The following is a 19,096-nucleotide window of genomic DNA, read 5'->3' as shown; positions in this document are numbered from 1 at the left end:
CACCCATGATTAATTATTCAGCAGAACCTACAGCAGTACCTGCAACTTTAGCGGGTTCTTGTGCTTGCAAAGGTTCTGGGGTTGAAGTTTGTACCGATTCTTCAGCAATCTTAGTCCATTCTGTGTGGAAAACGCCTTCTTTATCGACTCTTTCGTAGGTGTGTGCGCCGAAATAGTCGCGTTGTGCTTGGGTGAGGTTTTGGGGTAGACGATCGCGCCGATAGCTGTCAAAATAATCCAAAGAAGCACTAAACGCCGGAACTGGAATTCCTAACAACGCCGCTTGTGACAATACTTCCCGCCACGCACCTTGACGATCCAAAATTGTCTGTTTAAACTCAGGAGCTAACAGCAAATTCGGTAACTCTGGATTTTCCTTGAAAGCTGACTTAATCTTATTTAAAAATCCCGCCCGAATAATACAACCACCTTTCCAAATCCGCGAAATTTCACTCAAATTCAATTCGTAAGAAAAAGCCTTCGATGCCGAACTCAAAAGCGCCATACCTTGAGCATAAGAGCAGATTTTTGAGCAGTAAAGCGCATCCCTAATTTGCGTGACAAAAGTGCTAACATCGCCCGTAAATTTAGCAGTTGGGCCAGTCAAAACTTGCGAAGCAGCAACTCTTTCTGTCTTGTAAGAAGACATAATCCGGGCATTTACCGCCGCTGTAATTGTCGGAATACAAACACCCAATTCTAAAGCACTTTGTACAGTCCAACGACCAGTGCCTTTTTGTCCCGCCGCATCCAAAATCATTTCCACCAAAGGTTGTTTCGTGTCTGGGTCAATGTATTTGAAAATATCAGCAGTAATCTCAATCAAATAAGAATTGAGTTCGTCAGTAGTATTCCATTCCGTAAATACTTCATGCAGCTGCTTATCATTCAAACCTGCCGCATTTTTGAGTAGGTCATAAGCTTCAGCAATTAGCTGCATATCACCATACTCAATACCATTGTGAACCATTTTGACATAGTGACCAGCACCACCGGGGCCAATGTAAGTCACACAAGGGCCATCATCAACCTGTGCCGCAATTTTGCTAAAAATTGGCTCAAGATATTGATAGGAACTAGTAGTTCCACCAGGCATTAAACTTGGGCCATTTAATGCCCCTTCTTCACCACCGCTAACACCCATACCAATGAAGCGGAAACCTTGTGGTTCTAACTCACGGGTGCGACGATCGGTATCTTCGTACAAAGAGTTACCACCGTCAATGATGATATCCCCTTCTTCCAAGAAAGGTTTCAATTCTTCAATTACTGCATCCACAGGCGCACCAGCTTTCACCATAATCAAGATTCTGCGGGGACGTTCTAAAGACGCAACAAAGTCTTTAATGGTGTAAGTTGCTACGGCATTTTTGCCTTGGGCGCGTGTCTGCATGAACTCTTCAGTTTTCTTAGCGGTGCGGTTGTACACAGAAATGGGAAAACCATTACGTTCTACGTTCAATGCTAGGTTTTCACCCATCACTGCTAAACCGATTACACCAAAACTCTGTAGTGCCATAGGATTTTTTACTTAATACTGCTGTTCTTGCGAAAGTTGTCTCCTTCAGGTTAGCGGTAACTTTCTGTGTTGTCCTGGAAGAAGAAATTAAGACTGCGATCGAAAAGGTAAAATTAGCGGGTATAAGCCGTTTAACTAGATGGGAGTTTTATGCTCGCATACATCTTGGCATTAGTAGTTGGTACAGGCAGCCTTGCTATTTACCTTGCCGCATTTTTCTTACCAGAAATCCACCGCAAGAGCGATTTTTATTGGAGTGGAGTCGGGTTGTTTTACGCCTTAGTTTTGTGGGTTTGTGCTGGCAGAATTACAGGTGGCGTTCTGTTAGGACAAGTTGCCAGCGTTGCCCTATTAGGTTGGTTTGGTTGGCAAACCCTGACATTACGCAGAGAATTAACTCCTAAATGGCAACAAACCGATTTACCCAACACCGAAGAAGCAACCGAAAAAGTTTTATCTGAGGCAAAACACCTCACCGAAAACCTCAAATCTCAAGCTTCCAAGGTATCCTTACCGGAAACTATTTCTCAACTACCCCAAAAACTTACAGGTTTATTTTCTGGCGGAAAACTGAAAACCCCAAAACCGCCCAAAGTTAAACCAACCGTTACTCCTGCCGCAGCAAGTTCCCCAGAAACAGTAACAACCTCTCCCACAGCTGAGGTGACAATCACCGAAATTACCCCAGACAACCTACAATCGGAGACTACAGAAGAATCTTCGTCAACTAGAGAACCGGAACTAGTTCACCCCAATCCTCCAGATCCTAAACTGGTAGAAGAAGCTGTGAAAGATGCAAAAGAGAAAAATCTACCTAGTTCGCCTCCAGAAAGTCCCTTTGACAAAATTGAAAAGGGATAATTCGGGAATGGGAACTGGTGTCTGAGAACAACTCTGACCAATGACATAATGACATAAGACCAATGACCAATGACCACAGAAACTAAAAGCTACAAAGACACCGTTAATCTGCCCAAAACTGACTTCGATATGCGTGCGAACGCTATCAAGCGGGAACCAGAAATCCAACAGTTTTGGGCAGAAAATCAAATTTACGAAAGATTGTCCCAAAACAATCCGGGCGATATATTTGTATTGCACGATGGGCCACCTTATGCCAATGGTTCGCTGCACATTGGTCATGCCCTAAATAAGATTCTCAAGGATATTATTAATCGTTACCAGTTACTTAAAGGGCGCAAGGTGCGCTACGTTCCTGGTTGGGATTGTCATGGTTTGCCCATTGAGTTAAAAGTTTTGCAGCAAATGAAACCAGAGGAACGGAAAAATCTCACGCCTCTGGAACTTCGCCACAAAGCAAAGGAGTTTGCTTTAAATACTGTGGACGAACAACGTCGCAGTTTCATGCGTTACGGCGTTTGGGGAGATTGGGAACATCCTTATCTGACTCTCAAACCGGAATACGAAGCGGCGCAAATCGGCGTTTTCGGACAAATGGTGTTGAAGGGTTACATCTATCGAGGTTTAAAACCTGTTCACTGGAGTCCGAGTTCTAAAACTGCTTTGGCAGAGGCGGAGTTGGAATATCCTGAAGATGAAAAGGGCAACCCGACTCACGTTTCGCGCAGTATTTACGCTGCTTTCCCTGTGGTCAGCGTAGCAGATGATTTGCAGGAAGCGCTAGAGCCTTATTTGCCAGAGTTGGGTGTTGCGGTTTGGACGACTACGCCTTGGACTATTCCGGCGAATATGGCTGTTGCGGTGAATCCTGATTTGCTTTACGCTGTGGTAGAGGTTGACCAAAAGGGCGAAAAACTTGGGCTTTTTAGGTATTTAATCGTCGCTAATGATTTGGTGGAACGGTTAGCTAATACTTTTGGTGTCAAGTTGACGGTTCGCGCTGTTGGCGTGGGTCGTTCTTTTGAAAATTGTACTTACAAGCATCCACTTTACGATCGCACAAGTCCCATTGTCATCGGTGGCGATTACATTACTACTGATTCTGGTACGGGTTTAGTTCATACTGCACCCGGACATGGGGATGAGGATTTTCAAGTCGGAAAGCGTTACAATTTACCTGCGTTTTCCCCCGTCGATGCTGATGGAAATTTCACCGAAGAAGCGGGACAATTTGCAGGTTTAGATGTTCTGGATAAAGGTAACGCCGCTGTTGTGGAAGCGTTGGCAAAGGAAAATGTGTTGTTGAAAGAAGAACCTTATCGACACAAATATCCTTATGATTGGCGAACGAAAAAACCGACGATTTATCGGGCGACTGAACAATGGTTTGCTTCGGTTTCTGGTTTCCGGGAACAAGCTTTAGAGGCAATTTCCGAGGTTAAATGGATTCCCGCCCAAGGGGAAAATCGGATTACACCAATGGTAGCAGAACGATCGGATTGGTGTATCTCTCGTCAGCGTAATTGGGGCGTACCAATTCCCGTTTTTTATGATGAAAAAACCGGAGAACCTCTGTTAACTGAAGAGACGATTTCTCACGTTCAAAGCATTGTCGCCGAAAAAGGTTCTGATGCTTGGTGGGAACTTTCTGTTGAGGAACTTTTGCCGGAAAAATTACTCAACAATGGCAAGAAGTACCGCAAGGGAACTGACACGATGGATGTGTGGTTTGATTCTGGTTCTTCTTGGGCAGCTGTGGCAGAACAACGCCCGGAATTACATTATCCCGCAGAGATTTATTTGGAAGGTTCGGATCAACATCGCGGTTGGTTTCAATCTAGTTTATTAACTAGTGTGGCAACTAATGGAATTGCGCCCTATAAAACGGTTTTAACTCATGGTTTTGTTTTGGATGAACAGAACCGGAAAATGAGTAAGTCTTTGGGGAATGTTGTCGATCCAATTATTGTGATTGAAGGGGGAAAAAATCAGAAAGAAGAACCGCCTTATGGTGCTGATGTTTTGCGGTTGTGGGTGTCGTCGGTAGATTATTCTACTGATGTGCCTTTGGGGAAAAATCTGCTCAAACAAATGGCTGATATCCGCAGTAAAATCCGCAATACGGCGCGGTTTTTGTTGGGAAATTTGCATGATTTTGACCCTGAAAAAGATGCGGTTCCTTATGAAGAATTGCCGGAATTAGACCGTTATATGTTGCATCGGATGACGGAGGTTTTCTCAGAGGTGGAAGCTGCTTTTGAGAGTTTCCAATTTTTCCGATTCTTCCAAACGGTGCAAAATTTTTGTGTGGTAGATTTGTCTAATTTCTATTTAGATGTGGCGAAAGATCGGTTGTATATCAGTGCGCCTGATGCTTATCGTCGTCGTAGCTGTCAAACGGTTTTAGCGATCGCACTAGAAAACTTAGCAAGAGCGATCGCACCAGTATTATGCCACACAGCCGAAGATATTTGGCAATTCATCCCTTACTCAACTCCTTACAAATCCGTGTTTGAAGCAGGTTGGGTAAAAATAGATGAAAGGTGGAAAAATCCCCAATTAGCTAACAAATGGCAACAATTAAGACAGCTGCGCCAAGAAGTTAATAAAGTCATGGATCAGGCGCGGAGTGAAAAAACTATTGGTTCTTCTTTGGAAGCGAAAGTTTTGCTTTATGTTGCTGATGAAAAACTGCGCGAACAATTGGCGGAATTAACCCCGGAAATTGTCGAATACATACCAGAAGCACCAGCAGAACCAACTCTAATTGATGCCAAAGCATACACGCCACCTGGGTCAATTGTTGCGACTAAATACCCAGTTCTGCAAGAATTGAATGTGAATTTCGGAGAGTTTGTCCGCAATTACAATCAACCTTTAATTACTATTGGTTTAATTCTGGCAGCAACTATCACTCTTTATGTAATAGGGGGAACTTTAGGGGTAATTAACCGAGTTCCGGTACTAGAACCATTTTTCAAAACGGTGGGAATTTTGTACTTTCTGTGGTATGCACGCAGCTATTTACTATTCGCTAAAGACCGCGAAAAATGGGTAGAAAAAGTTAGCACTTTCAAAGAAGAAATTTTGGGTAAAACTGGGGAAATTACCGAACAAAAACTGCTTCCTGAAGCTACTGAACCGGAAGCAATTACTTTGTTAGAAGTTGAGACTGTTCCCCAAGATTTAGGAATTCTTAGAGGTGTGGATGAACTGCGTTATCTGTTCATTTCTTCCCAAGTGGAATTGTTAGATTCACCTGATGCTTTAACCGATTTGCAATATAAATTGCAGACAGAAAATCTAGGTGTTGGAATAGTTAAAGCTGATGGGGAAAAGTGCGATCGTTGTTGGAATTATTCCGTCAATGTAGGCAAATCTCTTTCAGATCCCCTACTTTGTGAACGTTGCATTCCTGCATTACAAGGGAAGTTTTAGTGGTAGGGAACTGGGGTAGAGGCAATTCATGAATTGCCTCTACTCCAGTCCCTTATTCACCAAAATCAATCTTTGCTGGATTCTGTTTTGTATTAGTAGCGACTGTAATTTTTTGGAGAAATTCTTGAGTTAATTGAGTAAAAGCTTTACCTCCAGGTGATTGGGGATTGCACAAAACTACAGGCATAAAAGTATCTACTGCTTTAGAAACATTTACATCAAGAGGAATGCGAGTTTTAAACAATTTAGTAGCACTGTAATCTTCATTAACTCTTCTCATTACTTGATTGTAGTATCTACCAGCTAATAAATTAGCTGACATAGTGAAGACAATTCCTAACATTTGAATTCTGATATTAGCTTCATTTCTGTGAACTTCTCTTTGTTGAGCAATGCGTCTTTCTAGTAGCTGAATACCAATCACGGATAATGGTTCGGGTTTAGCTGGTAAAATGTAAAAATCGCTGGCGAGTAAACCGCTACGAGTCAAAAGGTTATAACCTGGGGCGCAGTCGAGAATGATGAAATCATAGTCTTTAAGTACAGGTTTGATAATGGTTGCTACTAATTCTCTTTCAAAATCAATCCAAATTTGTTCAAAGTTACTGCTACCTGTACGAACTGCTTTCTCATACAGCATTTCCGATACTAAAAATTCATCATATAAATCCAAATCACCTGGTAATAAATCTAACCCTTTTAACGAGCAAACATAAGGATTAATTACCTCTCCGATCGGTATTGTCAATTTAAGATCCGGTTTAATTGCCTTATTTACTAAATGCCTTAATGTTCGTTTATCCCGTCGCCGCTTAGAAAAGTCTTGAGGAGACATTAAACTCAAAGTGGCACTAATTTGATTATCCAAATCTACCACCAAAACTTTTTTGCCGAAATCTTTTACTAAGGAAGCAGCTAAATTTACGGTGAGGGTTGTTTTACCTACGCCGCCTTTCATATTTGCTGTTGCAATTATTAATCCCATTCGTTCAGTCCTCTCAATAATTTCGCCCTGTTTTCAACCTTGTTTAGACTCTTGGATAACACATCGATCGCCACGCTTGAATAAATTTAATATGTTTGTCGTGCAAAAGGGCGTTAACTGCTGAAACTTCCCCCTGGTAGACAAGTCAACGGATGATTTTCCCATGAATCCTAGCTTTTAGGCAACTGGATTATTTTAGCTAATAGGCTCTGTAATCTTGGCAAATTTCCCGCTTTTGGTAAAGCAAATTTTCTTTCTCTAGTTGCTTTTCAGGTAGCAGCAGGCGCAGGAGTGCGGGATAAACAGAGATCCCCGACCTCTTGAAGAAGCCAGGAATCTCGCTTAGAGTGAAATCAGTAGTTTCCCCGTATCGATGGATTGTAGCTCGATCGACAATAGAAAGCAGAGTCAGCTTATCTTTGAGAAATACTGCGCCAGAGAGGAGAAATATTTTGAGTTTTCATCCTCAACTTTGCCGTAATGAAAGCGAAGTTGAAAGTAAGCTTATCGTCAATTATTTGTTACCCAAGTTAGGTTATACACCTGACACCTGGCATCAAGAAGTTTCTTTCGGCAGAATTCGTCTAGATTTTTTAGCTTTTGCCATCCAAAAAATTCCTTTTGTCTTGGATGGTGACTCGCCATCAGGTGTGGTGATGGAAGCGAAACATCCAGGGCAAAAATTGGATAAGCATATTCCCAGACTCAAGCGATACTTAATCAGTTTGAATCTCAGATATGGACTACTGACAAATGCTAAAGAAATTAGAATTTATGAAAGATTCAACGATGATATCCAGTTGATTTTTCAGTGTTCTGGCGAAAAACTTGATAGTCACATAGATGAGATTAAATCTCTAATTGGCAGAGGTAGTCTGAAAGAAAAACCTACGGAAGTTCCTTCTGTGGTAATTAAATCTCAAAATGAACCGATAAAGAAGACTGTTCAAATTGCTAAACCTAATCTTGAAACTAAGAGGAAAAGTACAATGAAGACGATCGCAGTTTACCACAATAAAGGCGGAGTCGGTAAAACAACTGTTGCAGTAAATTTAGCAGCAGCATTGAGTAAGAAAGGAAAAAAAGTGCTTTTAATTGATATAGACTCTCAAGCAAATAGCACTTTTGCTACTGGTTTGATTAAGTTCCAGTTTGAGGAAGACGATAATTTAAGAGATTGCAATATATATCATTTGTTAGAATCCTCAGATTTCTACTTTGTTAAAGATGTAGCAAAGAAATCTAATTATTTTAATACCCCTGAAATTGATGTTATTCCTTCTCATATTAATTTAATAGAAGGGCAGTTTAAATTAAATCGAATGGCTGCAACTAGCATAAATCGGCTAGTTACTAAGTTGAAAAAAACAGATAATGACTATGATATTGTGATTATTGACACTCCACCATCTAGAGATTTGTATGCTCAAGTTGCTCTGACTGCTGCTGATTATCTGATCATACCTTCAGATTTAAAACCATTTGCCAATCAAGGCTTGTCAAGTGTGAAAAACTTTATTAAGGAAATTAATGAAGGTAGAGAAGCTATAGGAAAACCTAGCATAAATGTAATGGGTGTTCTTCCTTCTAAAATTGCAACCAATCAAAAATTTTTACAGTACACTTTTCCTAAACAGAGAAATGCCATACCAGAAAAATATAATTTACCTCTTATGGAAACAGTAATTTATGAAAGAACCGTTTTATCAGAATGTACTAATAAAACTATAACTGTGGGAGAATTACAAATTCCAGATCCTAAATCGATCATGGATTATGCCGAGGTTAAATCTTATTATCAACCTGCTCAGGCTGCTGCTAGCGAATTTGAGCTTTTAGCAATAGAAGTTTTAGAAAAAATGGAGGAATAGACAATGATTTCACTTTCACTTGTAGATGTTAAAAATATTACGTCATCCGTTCCTCGTTCGACTTTTAATGAATCTGACTTAGAACAGTTCGCCCAAATTATTTTAGATTCTGGGGAACTGATAAAACCATTGATTTTAAAAGTAATAGGTTCAGAAAGTTATAGCATAATTGATGGGCATTTAGAATACTATGCCGCTGTAAGAGCTAGAGAAAAAGATACTCGTAAAGGTGAAATGGTTAATGCCTTTGTAGTTTCTGGTGAAAGTGAAGACATTGTTAAAAAACAAGTAGAATTAATCAGAAGCTTAGAGTCAGGTGATAAATTTGAAAAACACAAAGATTACCCAAGTGATTTGGAGCTACGCATTACTAATATTGAATTGCGGATTGAAAAGCAAATCAATGAATTTAGAGAAGAACAAGCAGAACAAAGGCGAAGGTTAGAAGACAAGTTAAAGCATATTGAGTCCCAAACTAGCGAAAAAAATGATCCATTGCTATTACTTAATACGCTTAGTCAAGAACAACTAGCAATCAAACTGCAACGTTCGCGGATTTCTAGTGCAGAAAAAATTGCCAAAGCAATAGAAAATGCTCGGCAGAAGAAGCAAAATCAGCAGTTTGAAGATTACAGGGATGTAGTACAGTCCGTTAAAGGTCTGGGTGAAAAAACAATTTTTACTATTATTGACGAGTGGGGGCGAAATTAGTTGACTTAATAATCTGACAATACAGTTAAGTTTTAGCTAGGTGCAAGTGCTGTTGTGACAAACTAAAGCTATGAAGCTTTATTAATTACCATGAACATCCTCATGCTTTCCTCAACTTTCCCTTACCCACCAACTCGTGGGGGAACCGAAATTAGAACTTTTAATTTACTTAAATATCTGCAACAACGTCATCAAATCACCTTAGTTACTCAACGTCATTCAGGAGTCACTGACACCGAAGTAGAAGAACTGCGTCAGTGGGTGAAAGAATTAGTGATTTTTCCCCTACCAGTAGAACCTACTCAACTAAGTGGAATTAAAGGTTTAGTTGGGAAAGTTTCTCGCTTTTCTGAGTCTTTAATTAAGGCAACGCCACCAAATGTTTTATATCGTTATTCTCCCGAAATTCAAGCTTGGGTAGATGATTTTGTGCGATCGCGAAAATGTGATGTCATCACCTGCGAACATAGCGTTAATGAAATTTATGTGCGTCCTGAATTTAAAAACTCTGTAAAAACAATTGTCAATATTCACAGTTCGGTTTATGGTTGGATACGCGATCATTTAGATATGGGTGCTTCACCGAATGCGCTGCGCGATCGCCTTTACCTCAACCTACTTTTAGAACGCTATGAGAAACGCTACTCCAGCAAATTTAACTACTTAGTTGTCACCACCGAAGACGACAAACAACAATTTCTTAAATACCGCGCTGATGCCAAAATTCCTGTAATTCCCAACGGTGTAGACTTGGAATTATTCCCTTATCGAAATAGCGATCGCACCGGATATAAACTAGCATTTGTCGGCGCAATGGACGCTTCTCATAACATCGATGCAGTGCGATTTTTTGCTTTAGAAGTGTTACTAGAACTGCAAAAAAATTACCCAGAAACTACTTTTAGTATTGTTGGCGCACGTCCTACCCCTGAAGTTTTAGCACTCGCAGAAATTAAAGGAGTTATTGTTACTGGAAAAGTGCCATCAATGGTAGAATATCTCCACGAAAGTACTGTTTGTGTAGTACCTTTGCGTGCAGGTTATGGAATTAAAAATAAAACCTTAGAAGCAATGGCAGCGGGAACTCCGGTAGTTGGTAGCGATCGGGGATTAGAAGGATTAGCCGTTGACACTCCCAATGTACCACTCAGAGCATTAAGAGCTAACACCATCCCAGAATATATTAACGCCATCAGTCGCTTATTTGAAAACCCAGAATTGCGGCAAGAATTATCCAAAAATGGGCGACATTTGGTAGAAACAGAATACACCTGGGAACGTGCAGGACAACTTTACGAACAAGTAATTACCGATTAAGCCAATTACGAATTTTCACTTTTAGATAAGTATAAAATGGCAACTGGTAACTTTCTGCTAACAGCCAAAGAACCAAAATTAAATGGGATAAAAAAGTCAAAAACAGCCAGATTAAAGGAAAAATAGATTGATTACTTCCTTCTTCTGGCGGAAAAATATAAGTAGAAACTCCCACAATTAATGTTGGAAAAATTACCAAAGCCATTCCCAACAACCAAACCACAAAAGATAATTCCGAATCTTTCTGATGCGCTAACTTCCAATTTCGACCAGTCCACCGCCAAGCCATCGGCGGTGTACTATCTGCCATAATCAATGTTTGTTCTTCAATGTTAGCCGTAAAAATATGGCGACAAAAGTCACAAGCAAAAGCCTCTGTGAGAGTCAACACCGAAATATGACCATAGCGACAGACAGGACAACTATAAACATCATGATAGTTAAGTTTTCTGCTCTCCAGGGTTAGTTTGCTCGAATGCTTTGGTATATTCATTATCCGACTGAGGATTTTCAAACTTTTATAAGTGTTATTTGCGTAGTTTAGCGATTGATTAGGCAATGTCGCTACAGGATAAACACTATTTTACAAATATTGCCAAAAAGCTCAGCTGTTATATCAGCTGAGCTTCCATTGGGTCTGTTGTAACGACTTTAGTCGTTTCTTCCCAATTTTGTAGATAGTAACGACTGAAGTTGTTACAACGAACTAATTATTTAGCGTGATGATTCGGAAATGACTCATAGCATTTTTCCGGGTCATACAAGTGACATTCGTCGGTAATCTGTTTCATTAATGACCAAGAAAAAGTGTATTCTCGGACATACTCTCCCCAATTTTCCTTTAAACTGCGATGTGCTAACCGCAAATTGTAGGCAGGAATAGCAGTACAAATGTGGTGGGGAATGTGAACGTTGATATCGTGGCAGAGAAATTCTACCCAGCCGGGATAGTCACAATGAACGCTTCCTGCTAACTGCGCCATTGCTTCGTTCCATTCTGCTTCGTGTTTAAAAGGAATGTCGGGATAGGTGTGGTGTACCAAAGTGAAGGTACTCATCCAGAAATGGTAAAACAACCAAGGCATTAACCAAAACTTGACAAAACCCCAAATTCCAGTGGTAGCGATTAAGGTGGGAAATGCGATCGCAGCAAACCCCAAAACCAACAATACCGAAAATCTGACTTGCGAACGTTCTTTACCTTCAAATCGGTTCCAATTAAAGTGTAAAACCGCCCAATGCCCGATCGATCCTACCCACCAAAAACGACCTCGTACTAATTGATAAACCCATTGTCCCAGCAAGCTGAAACTATCATAAAACTCTGGTTTTAAAGGTTGCCAAGCATTATCCTCATCCATCTTATTTGTATGCGCGTGGTGGTGATTGTGATGAATCCGCCAACTATGAAAAGGATAGATTAAAGGCAGCATCATCAGATGACCCAGCAAATTGTTCACCCATCGACGGTTAGCAAATGAACGATGACCACAATCATGACCGATAACAAAAAAACCAGTCAGCGCCGTACCCGTAAAAATCCAGGCGAATGGTAACAAAAACCAAGGAGAAAAAGCAATGCTGGCATAACCTAAACCAACCAGCAACACATTAATTACCACCGAAGTCCAAGCTTTCCGGCGATTTTTTCGGAAAACCTCTTTTGGTAGAGTCCGCAAAATATCTCTGATGTCAATATTTGCCGAAACTTCCAGAGTAGATTCCAAATCTTGGGATTTTACAAATGATAGTGTCATGAATTAACCAACTTAAACTTCCTGCGGTAAAAATCTGTAGCAAAATATACACAAAAAATTAGCCTACTAAAGAGGGATTGTTAATAGGCAATCTTGAGGAATATTGTGCTTTTTGGCTAAATTTCAGTAATAGTCAGGCTGGGGAACAATACTGGGTTTTTGTGAAAAAACAGATGTGTTCGTAGCAAAACTTTTCTTTTTATACCATAATGTGATGTTGCTGACTACCCATGAGAAATTGAACCTCAGCCAAAATCAAAGCCAGGGTACTCATCTATGTCCCAGGATTGATAGTGTTAATCTCTTCTACCTCAATCCTGACGGTTGATTCCTGGATCTTCTGTCAACCGCTGTTGTTTAATGTTTTGTAGCTGCTGCAATAAACTCTCGACTTCCGCTTGCAGATTTAACAGCTTAAGTTGCTGATCTGCCTGGTATACCGACTTCATCTTTTCCATCAGACGGACTTGATTAGATAGTGCTATGGACATATTGCTCGCTTCTTGAACGGCGATCGCAGGACGTTGGATAGTTGATGCAGATAAACCAGTAGACATTTTTTTTGCTTAGTTATATTTGCTTACTCACACCATTCGGTCATTCTACCCTGTAACGTTAAGCAAAGTTAAGTTGTTATAAAATAATTTTTTCTAAAATCGAACACAGGGAAAACCAGTGGTACTCCAGGGGTTCCAGGGACAGAAAGTAAAAAATTCCCCTTGTCCCCTTGTCCCCTTGTCCCCTCGTCCCCTCCTCCCCTGTACTTCCACAAAAGCGCTAAGAAACGATAATGTTGGTCTAGTACCGCAACAGGAGTAAAGGAAACTTCTATGACTACCTTTCAGCCGAATGCAGAAACGGTTGCTACTCAAAATTTATCTGGCAGCGAACTAACTAATGAGTTGGTTGAAGGAACAGTTAATTACCAAGATGTGATCGAAACTGTAATTTCTAGTTTGGCTCAAGATGATACTGCAATGGTTAACAAAACTGAGGCAGGTCATCTGTGGAAGTTCAAGTACGGTAGTGTTGAGGTATTTGTACAACTTACCGGATCTACAGATGATGATACCTTCACAGTTTGGTCTTCAGTGCTAAAACTACCTGCTAAAGATGAATTAGGATTAATGCGGAAACTTTTGCAAATGAACTGGACGGAAACTTTTGAATCTCGCTTTGCGATTATCGAAGATCAAATAGTGGTGATTACAACTCGTACTGTGGCGGAACTTTCTCCAGGGGAAATCTCTCGAGCTATAACTATTGTTGCCACAATTGCTGATAATAATGATGAAGCTTTACAAGAGCAGTTTTGTTAGTAGTTATGGCTCTCCCGTACTTGTGGTGGAAAACCCTGATTTTAGGGACTGGGGACTGGGGACTGGGAAGCCTTGAGGAGTAAGCATTTCATTAACTAATCAGCTTTACTTATCACCATGAGTACGGGAGAGCCTAACTAATCATAAATGACAAATGACCAATTCCGTTTAATTCCGCTGCTGGAGGCTTCAGGTAAGGTGCAAATGGCTATTGATGAGTGGCTATTAGAACAGCATCGACTGGGTTTACATCCTCCAGCTTTACGTTTTTATACTTGGTCGCCAGGTGCAATTTCTTTAGGATATCATCAGCGACGTTGGCCTGATTTTTGGGAAAATTTATATTGGCAAAATACTAAGTTAGATTTGGTGCGTCGTCCTACGGGAGGCAGGGCGGTTTTACATCAAGGTGATTTAACTTATGCAATAATTACGTCGGGAATTAGTGGGAGTCGGATGCAAGTTTACCAAAAGTTATGTGAGTTTTTAATTGTGGGTTGGCGATCGCTCGGCGTAAACGTACACTATGGTATAGCTGGGCGTGGTTATATCCACAATCCTAATTGTTTTGCTACCGCTACAGGTGCAGATTTATTATTAGATAATGGCTCTAAATTCGTAGGTAGCGCTCAACTTTATCGAGATGGTGCTATTTTGCAACATGGTTCTATGCTCTTGCAACCCGATCGATCTCTCTTCTCTTTAGTGTTTTCTGAAACTGCATCACCAACAATTAATTTATCTATTCAATTAGAAAAAAGCTTAATTCCAAAAGTAATAGAAGCATTAATTTCAGCCGCAGAAACTTGTTTTAATACTCAATTAGTATTGCACCCTTTAACTGATTTGGAATGGCAACAAATTCAGTCTCAATTAGATGGAAGTTATCTTGCTTGTAACTAAGAATTAGAATTAAGATTGTTGGCTGGCAAATTTCCCTTTACTTCAATTTCAGCCTGTTCTTCTTCTGTTAGGGCTACATATTTTTGACATTCCACAGTAGCACCTCTGTAAGTCAGGTGAAAAGTTTGGGGAACTACCACTTCTTCTGGATGATGATTTTTCCAAACTTGCCCTCGATATTTCCCTTCTAATTCAGTATCAGTAACTTCGATATTACTTGGATTAGAAGTGTTATCGTAGTTACTTCCCCGATAAGTTAAGGATGGTTTGTTTTCGATTTCTACCTCTGTTATTGTTTGATTTGGTTGTCGCAATGTCATTGTTGAAAGTGCGGCAATGATTAACAGTAACAGTTGAATTTGCCAAGGTGCTAAGACCAAACTTAAAAGTAATCCTATGATAATGACTACACCACACAAATAGGCTATGTCATCGGATGACTTTTTGAAAAAATACGTAGCCACAAAGACGATCGTCAATGGGATCATGAAAGAGAAGTTCACAGCTTTTACCTCTCGAATAATTCAATTCAAGCGTATCAGTAAGTTTTTAATTTTACTTTCCTATTTTGCTTATTATAACTCTCTATAATTCAAAATTTAGCCCGTATTATTAAGCTTTCTTGACAATCCTTCATTCTTAGTTGGATTTGTCAATATTCAGCAATTTTAATGAAAATCCCACTAAATTTTAAATTTATAAATTTTCAATTTAAAGCTTGGGACTAAGGGTGAAAAATCATCATTCCCAGTCCCCAGTCCCCAATCACTAATTCCCTTATTGGCTATTCTCTATTAATTGAGATTCTGCTGCTTGTTGAGCAAGTGCAGCAATTTGTAATCCTGGAGGATAGCTACCTTCTTCTTTAATTCGCTTAATTTGTGCTTCAGGAATTCGCACATTTAACTTTTGAGCTAAAGCTCTAACTATATCACCTCGATCGATCAAACCAGCGACAGCACCCGCAGGAGAAAGTACAGTAATTCTAGTTAAATTATCAGTTTCTAAACGGTTAATTACATCTATCAAAAGGGTTTTTTCTTCTACATGATTGATTTCTAACAAAGGTTTAACGATGCTATGAACTGTTTGAGTTTCCCATTGACTCCTTTCGATCGATCGCAACTCATCAACCGATATTAAACCCCGATATCGACCATCAGAAGCAGCAAAATAAACTTCTGGTTGATTAGTATTTAGCAAATAATCATCCGCAAATCTGCGTAAAGTTATATCTGCATCAATGACACGAAATTCTCTAGTCATCGCATCAGCAGCAATTAACTGTAATAAAGTTTGCTGTACGCTGGTAACTTGGTCGTAAGCGTTAGCATTTCGCAAAATAAACCAACCAAGTAGAGAAATCCATAATAAACCAGGCACCCATAAACTAAAGATTACCCCAAAAATTATCCCTGCCCAACCGATGAATTTTCCAGTTTTAGCTGCCCAGTGAATAGCTTTAAACCGATCGCCAGTCACCTTCCATACAGCAGCTTTTAAAATTTGACCTCCATCTAAAGGTAAACCAGGAATTAAATTAAACAAAGCCAAAACTAAATTAATTTCTGCCAACCGCTTGACTAACACAACCATCGGACTCAAAGTAGAAAATGGCAGAGCGATCGAAGATAAAATTATAAACAAAATGAAACTAACTATTGGGCCAGCGATCGCCACTTGAAAAGACAAACCTGGGGTTTTTGATTCCCGATCGATCGCGGCAATTCCACCAAACAAAAATAAAGTAATCGAACTAACTTTAATGCCTTGCGATCGGGCAACCAAACTATGACCCAACTCATGCAATAATACCGAAATAAACAGCAACAATGCCATGAAAAACCCAATTAACCAAGCAGTTCCCGAAGACCAACTTGGATAATCTTGTTGTAAATTGATCCCATTGACGAAACTGAAAAAACCCAAAATAATCAGCCACGATGGGTCGATGTACAATGGAATACCGAAGATAGACCCAATTCGCCAGCCTGACTGCATAAAAAACTTCCTTTAGCTTTCTTTACTTATAAATTTAAAATACTATTTAATTTTATAGCGCTCCCCTACTGAAAGTCAGAAAGATTTCCAACTAGATGCTTAGATTCCCGACTTCTTCAAGAAGTCGGGAATCTGAGAAAATCAGTCTCGATTTACAGGACTCCAGAGTTAGTTAGCCCTAAAATTACGCCAGCACCCAAAATATGACCAAAACAGGTACCTGCGATCAATTGTGGCAAACCAAAGCCAGGAACAGGCGAGGCTGGTTTACTGCCCCGGTCTTGGGTAGCATAGCGAACAATTACCAATGCCAGAATATTGCAAAGAATCATCACTACTCCTACCTGTAAAGACCAATTTTCGGAGCGGACGTTGAGGGTTTGAGCGGCTAATAAAATTGAGTTAATCAAAATTCTTTCTCCTGTTTCGAGAAATTTGGTTTAATAGATGGATTTTGACACTACCTGCGACTTTAGTCTAGGGATGAAAGCATTTTTTTCTGATAATATCGATCGCCAGATTAAAGCACGCCTGCATTACCCAAGCCTAAAATTACTCCAGCCCCCAAGATATGACCGAAACTCATGGTCGCTAAGAGTTCAGCCAAAGTAAAATTACGGAATAGTGCGGGTTTATCAACCGGAAGATCGGGGCTTTGTCCCGGATTTTGAATGGCAAAGCGACCGATGGCAATGGCGAGTAGGTTACAGACAATCATCACTGCGCCTACAGCTGGACTCCAACTGGCTGTGGTGGGAGCAGTGTATTCAACCCCTAGTAAAACTGAGTGAATCAAGATGCGTCTCCATTACAGAAGTTCATCAAGAATTATAAAAAGTTCGTATCCAAAAAACGCTTTTTGTTTTAAGAGTTAACATAATCGCCAAATTTTGATACAAATCTAGATAATTTTGAAGGTGAAAGAAAATATGCGGGTCAAGATTTGCGGGATTACTAAACCAGAACAAGGAAATGCGATCGCTCAACTGGGCGCAACAGCTTTAGGATTTATTTGTGTCCCCTCCTCTCCCCGCTATGTTAGTAGGGAAAAAATTTCTGCTCTCACCCAAGGACTTTCCCAAGCAGTCGATCGGATTGGTGTATTTGCTAATACCACTGTGACAGAAATTTGTCAAACTGTAATTACCACAGGATTAAGCGGAGTTCAGTTACACGGTAACGAATCGCCCGATTTTTGCCAACAGTTGCGTCACTCCTTACCAAAAATAGAAATTATCAAAGCTTTACGAGTGCGAACCACCCAATGTTTAACTAACTCAGAAATTTATGCCGATTCTGTAGATATGCTCTTGTTAGATGCTTATCATCCTCATCAATTGGGTGGCACTGGTAAAACTTTAGATTGGAATACGCTACAAAACTATAAACCTTGTTTGCCTTGGTTACTCGCAGGCGGATTAACACCAGATAATGTTAGCGATGCTTTAAGTTTATTACAACCTGATGGGATTGATTTATCTAGCGGCGTGGAGCGATCGCCAGGAGACAAAGACTTAGATAAAGTTGCCCGACTATTTACTAACTTGTTAGCAAAGAACAGCTTTTAATAAACTGAAATTTTGCATCTAGAACCAGAGGCAGAGCCTCTGTCTTTCGTTCCCAGGTTGAACCTGGGAACGAGATTGTAGGTCTGGAAGGTTTATTAGATAAAAGCAGGTTGATGACGAATTAAATTGAGAAATTCTTCACGAGTTTTTTGTTCTTCTTGGAATACTCCTACCATTGCACTAGTAACAGTCCAAGAGCCAGGTTTTTGGACACCTCGCATCACCATACACATATGGGTAGCTTCCATAACTACAGCTACGCCTTTTGGTTCTAAAATAGTTTGCACTGCTTCCGCAACTTGGCGAGTTAAACGTTCTTGAACTTGTAATCGACGGGAATACATTTCCACAATTCTAGCTAATTTGCTAAGTCCGACGACTTTTTGATTAGGGATATAAGCAACGTGCGCTCTACCCATGAAAGGTAGCATATGGTGTTCGCAAAGGCTAAAGAAATTGATATCTCTGACGAGTACCATTTCGTTGTGACCTTCATCAAAAATGGCATCATTGACTAATTCTTCGAGAGATTGATTGTAACCGCTGGTAAGGTAACGCATTGCTTCTGCAACTCGCTTAGGAGTTTTCAGCAATCCTTCCCGTTCGGGATCTTCTCCTACGCCTAAAAGAATTGTCCTGACAGCATCCATCATTGCTTGGTTGCTTTCTTCGGAAGGAGAGTGTAACTTTGCTTCTCGACCGTTTAAGGTGTTGCGATCGGGTCGAGTCGAGACATTCACAGTGCCATTGGTGTTGACAGCAAGGGATTGAGATCCGTTAGAACCGTTGGAAGAAGCGATAGTCATAATTAGCCTTACGTTTAGAGAATTGAGTGAAAACGGGAGT

General features: G+C 40.2%; 18 protein-coding genes. 8 read left to right on the top strand and 10 right to left on the bottom strand.

Going from position 1 to position 19,096, the window contains the following annotated elements; all coding sequences use genetic code 11:
- Positions 1-13: 13 nt before the first annotated feature.
- The gene (gene gndA, locus ACE1CA_RS03705; protein WP_413277103.1) at positions 14-1,519 is read right to left on the bottom strand and encodes an NADP-dependent phosphogluconate dehydrogenase; all 1,506 of its coding nucleotides are present in this window, start codon (positions 1,517-1,519) and stop codon (positions 14-16) included.
- A gap of 150 nt (positions 1,520-1,669) precedes the next feature.
- Between gndA and ACE1CA_RS03700 the strand changes: the two genes are divergently transcribed.
- Positions 1,670-2,380, top strand: a complete 711-nt coding sequence (locus ACE1CA_RS03700; RefSeq protein WP_413277104.1) for a Ycf66 family protein — start codon at positions 1,670-1,672, stop codon at positions 2,378-2,380.
- Between the two features lie 69 nt (positions 2,381-2,449).
- A complete protein-coding gene (gene ileS / locus ACE1CA_RS03695; protein ID WP_413277105.1) occupies positions 2,450-5,818 on the top strand; it encodes an isoleucine--tRNA ligase in 3,369 nt (1,122 codons plus the stop codon).
- A gap of 52 nt (positions 5,819-5,870) precedes the next feature.
- On the opposite strand, the gene ACE1CA_RS03690 is transcribed toward ileS, so the two are convergent.
- The gene (locus tag ACE1CA_RS03690; protein ID WP_413277106.1) at positions 5,871-6,803 is read right to left on the bottom strand and encodes a ParA family protein; all 933 of its coding nucleotides are present in this window, start codon (positions 6,801-6,803) and stop codon (positions 5,871-5,873) included.
- 452 nt (positions 6,804-7,255) lie between these two features.
- On the opposite strand from ACE1CA_RS03690, the gene ACE1CA_RS03685 reads away from it, so the two are divergent.
- The 3 genes from ACE1CA_RS03685 (at position 7,256) to ACE1CA_RS03675 (ending at position 10,702) form a co-directional block, all read left to right on the top strand.
- Positions 7,256-8,674, top strand: coding sequence for a ParA family protein (locus tag ACE1CA_RS03685; RefSeq protein WP_459563590.1), 1,419 nt, complete (start codon positions 7,256-7,258; stop codon positions 8,672-8,674).
- Positions 8,675-8,677: 3 nt separating this feature from the next.
- Positions 8,678-9,385 carry a hypothetical protein gene (locus tag ACE1CA_RS03680; RefSeq protein ID WP_413277108.1) on the top strand — a complete coding sequence of 236 codons (708 nt, stop codon included), beginning with the start codon at positions 8,678-8,680 and terminating at the stop codon, positions 9,383-9,385.
- Between the two features lie 90 nt (positions 9,386-9,475).
- Complete coding sequence (locus ACE1CA_RS03675; protein WP_413277109.1) at positions 9,476-10,702, top strand: glycosyltransferase family 4 protein; 1,227 nt, start codon at positions 9,476-9,478, stop codon at positions 10,700-10,702.
- Here the strand turns inward: ACE1CA_RS03675 and ACE1CA_RS03670 are convergent.
- The 3 genes from ACE1CA_RS03670 to ACE1CA_RS03660 form a co-directional block, all read right to left on the bottom strand.
- Positions 10,692-11,195 carry a DUF2396 family protein gene (locus tag ACE1CA_RS03670; protein ID WP_413277110.1) on the bottom strand — a complete coding sequence of 168 codons (504 nt, stop codon included), beginning with the start codon at positions 11,193-11,195 and terminating at the stop codon, positions 10,692-10,694. The genes ACE1CA_RS03675 and ACE1CA_RS03670 overlap by 11 nt on opposite strands.
- Positions 11,196-11,412: 217 nt before the next feature.
- A complete protein-coding gene (locus tag ACE1CA_RS03665) occupies positions 11,413-12,459 on the bottom strand; it encodes a fatty acid desaturase (protein WP_413277111.1) in 1,047 nt (348 codons plus the stop codon).
- 311 nt (positions 12,460-12,770) lie between these two features.
- A complete protein-coding gene (locus tag ACE1CA_RS03660; protein ID WP_459563591.1) occupies positions 12,771-12,950 on the bottom strand; it encodes a hypothetical protein in 180 nt (59 codons plus the stop codon).
- A gap of 339 nt (positions 12,951-13,289) precedes the next feature.
- Here ACE1CA_RS03660 and ACE1CA_RS03655 point away from each other — a divergent pair, with 339 nt between their 5' ends.
- Together ACE1CA_RS03655 and ACE1CA_RS03650 are read left to right on the top strand one after the other, a co-directional pair.
- Positions 13,290-13,778: a YbjN domain-containing protein gene (locus ACE1CA_RS03655; protein WP_413277113.1), complete on the top strand. Its 489-nt coding sequence runs from the start codon at positions 13,290-13,292 to the stop codon at positions 13,776-13,778.
- A 147-nt stretch (positions 13,779-13,925) separates the two neighbouring features.
- On the top strand, positions 13,926-14,681 hold the full coding sequence (locus ACE1CA_RS03650) for a lipoate--protein ligase family protein (protein WP_413277114.1): 756 nt from the start codon (positions 13,926-13,928) through the stop codon (positions 14,679-14,681).
- Here ACE1CA_RS03650 and ACE1CA_RS03645 read toward each other — a convergent pair.
- The 4 genes from ACE1CA_RS03645 to psaK (ACE1CA_RS03630) all read right to left on the bottom strand — a co-directional run bounded on the left by ACE1CA_RS03645 (position 14,678) and on the right by psaK (ACE1CA_RS03630) (position 17,481).
- Positions 14,678-15,184 carry a DUF4278 domain-containing protein gene (locus tag ACE1CA_RS03645; protein WP_413277115.1) on the bottom strand — a complete coding sequence of 169 codons (507 nt, stop codon included), beginning with the start codon at positions 15,182-15,184 and terminating at the stop codon, positions 14,678-14,680. The two genes, ACE1CA_RS03650 and ACE1CA_RS03645, sit on opposite strands and share 4 nt — an antisense overlap.
- 274 nt (positions 15,185-15,458) lie before the next feature.
- Positions 15,459-16,682 carry a site-2 protease family protein gene (locus tag ACE1CA_RS03640; RefSeq protein ID WP_413277116.1) on the bottom strand — a complete coding sequence of 408 codons (1,224 nt, stop codon included), beginning with the start codon at positions 16,680-16,682 and terminating at the stop codon, positions 15,459-15,461.
- A 152-nt stretch (positions 16,683-16,834) separates the two neighbouring features.
- Positions 16,835-17,092 (bottom strand): photosystem I reaction center subunit PsaK, encoded by a 258-nt coding sequence (gene psaK / locus ACE1CA_RS03635; RefSeq protein WP_413277117.1) that lies wholly within the window; start codon positions 17,090-17,092, stop codon positions 16,835-16,837.
- 110 nt (positions 17,093-17,202) lie between these two features.
- Entirely contained in the window at positions 17,203-17,481 is a 279-nt protein-coding gene (gene psaK, locus ACE1CA_RS03630) for a photosystem I reaction center subunit PsaK (RefSeq protein ID WP_459563592.1), read from the bottom strand.
- Between the two features lie 130 nt (positions 17,482-17,611).
- On the opposite strand from psaK (ACE1CA_RS03630), the gene ACE1CA_RS03625 reads away from it, so the two are divergent.
- Positions 17,612-18,250, top strand: a complete 639-nt coding sequence (locus ACE1CA_RS03625) for a phosphoribosylanthranilate isomerase (RefSeq protein ID WP_413277119.1) — start codon at positions 17,612-17,614, stop codon at positions 18,248-18,250.
- Between the two features lie 95 nt (positions 18,251-18,345).
- Here the strand turns inward: ACE1CA_RS03625 and folE are convergent, their stop codons facing one another.
- Positions 18,346-19,056 carry a GTP cyclohydrolase I FolE gene (gene folE / locus ACE1CA_RS03620; protein ID WP_413277120.1) on the bottom strand — a complete coding sequence of 237 codons (711 nt, stop codon included), beginning with the start codon at positions 19,054-19,056 and terminating at the stop codon, positions 18,346-18,348.
- Positions 19,057-19,096 lie beyond the last annotated feature (40 nt).

This window comes from Floridaenema evergladense BLCC-F167 (genome assembly GCF_041929205.2).
Taxonomy (GTDB): domain Bacteria; phylum Cyanobacteriota; class Cyanobacteriia; order Cyanobacteriales; family Aerosakkonemataceae; genus Floridanema; species Floridanema evergladense.
The sequence above is the reverse complement of the archived record's forward strand: the minus strand, read 5'-3'. Positions and strand labels throughout refer to the sequence as shown.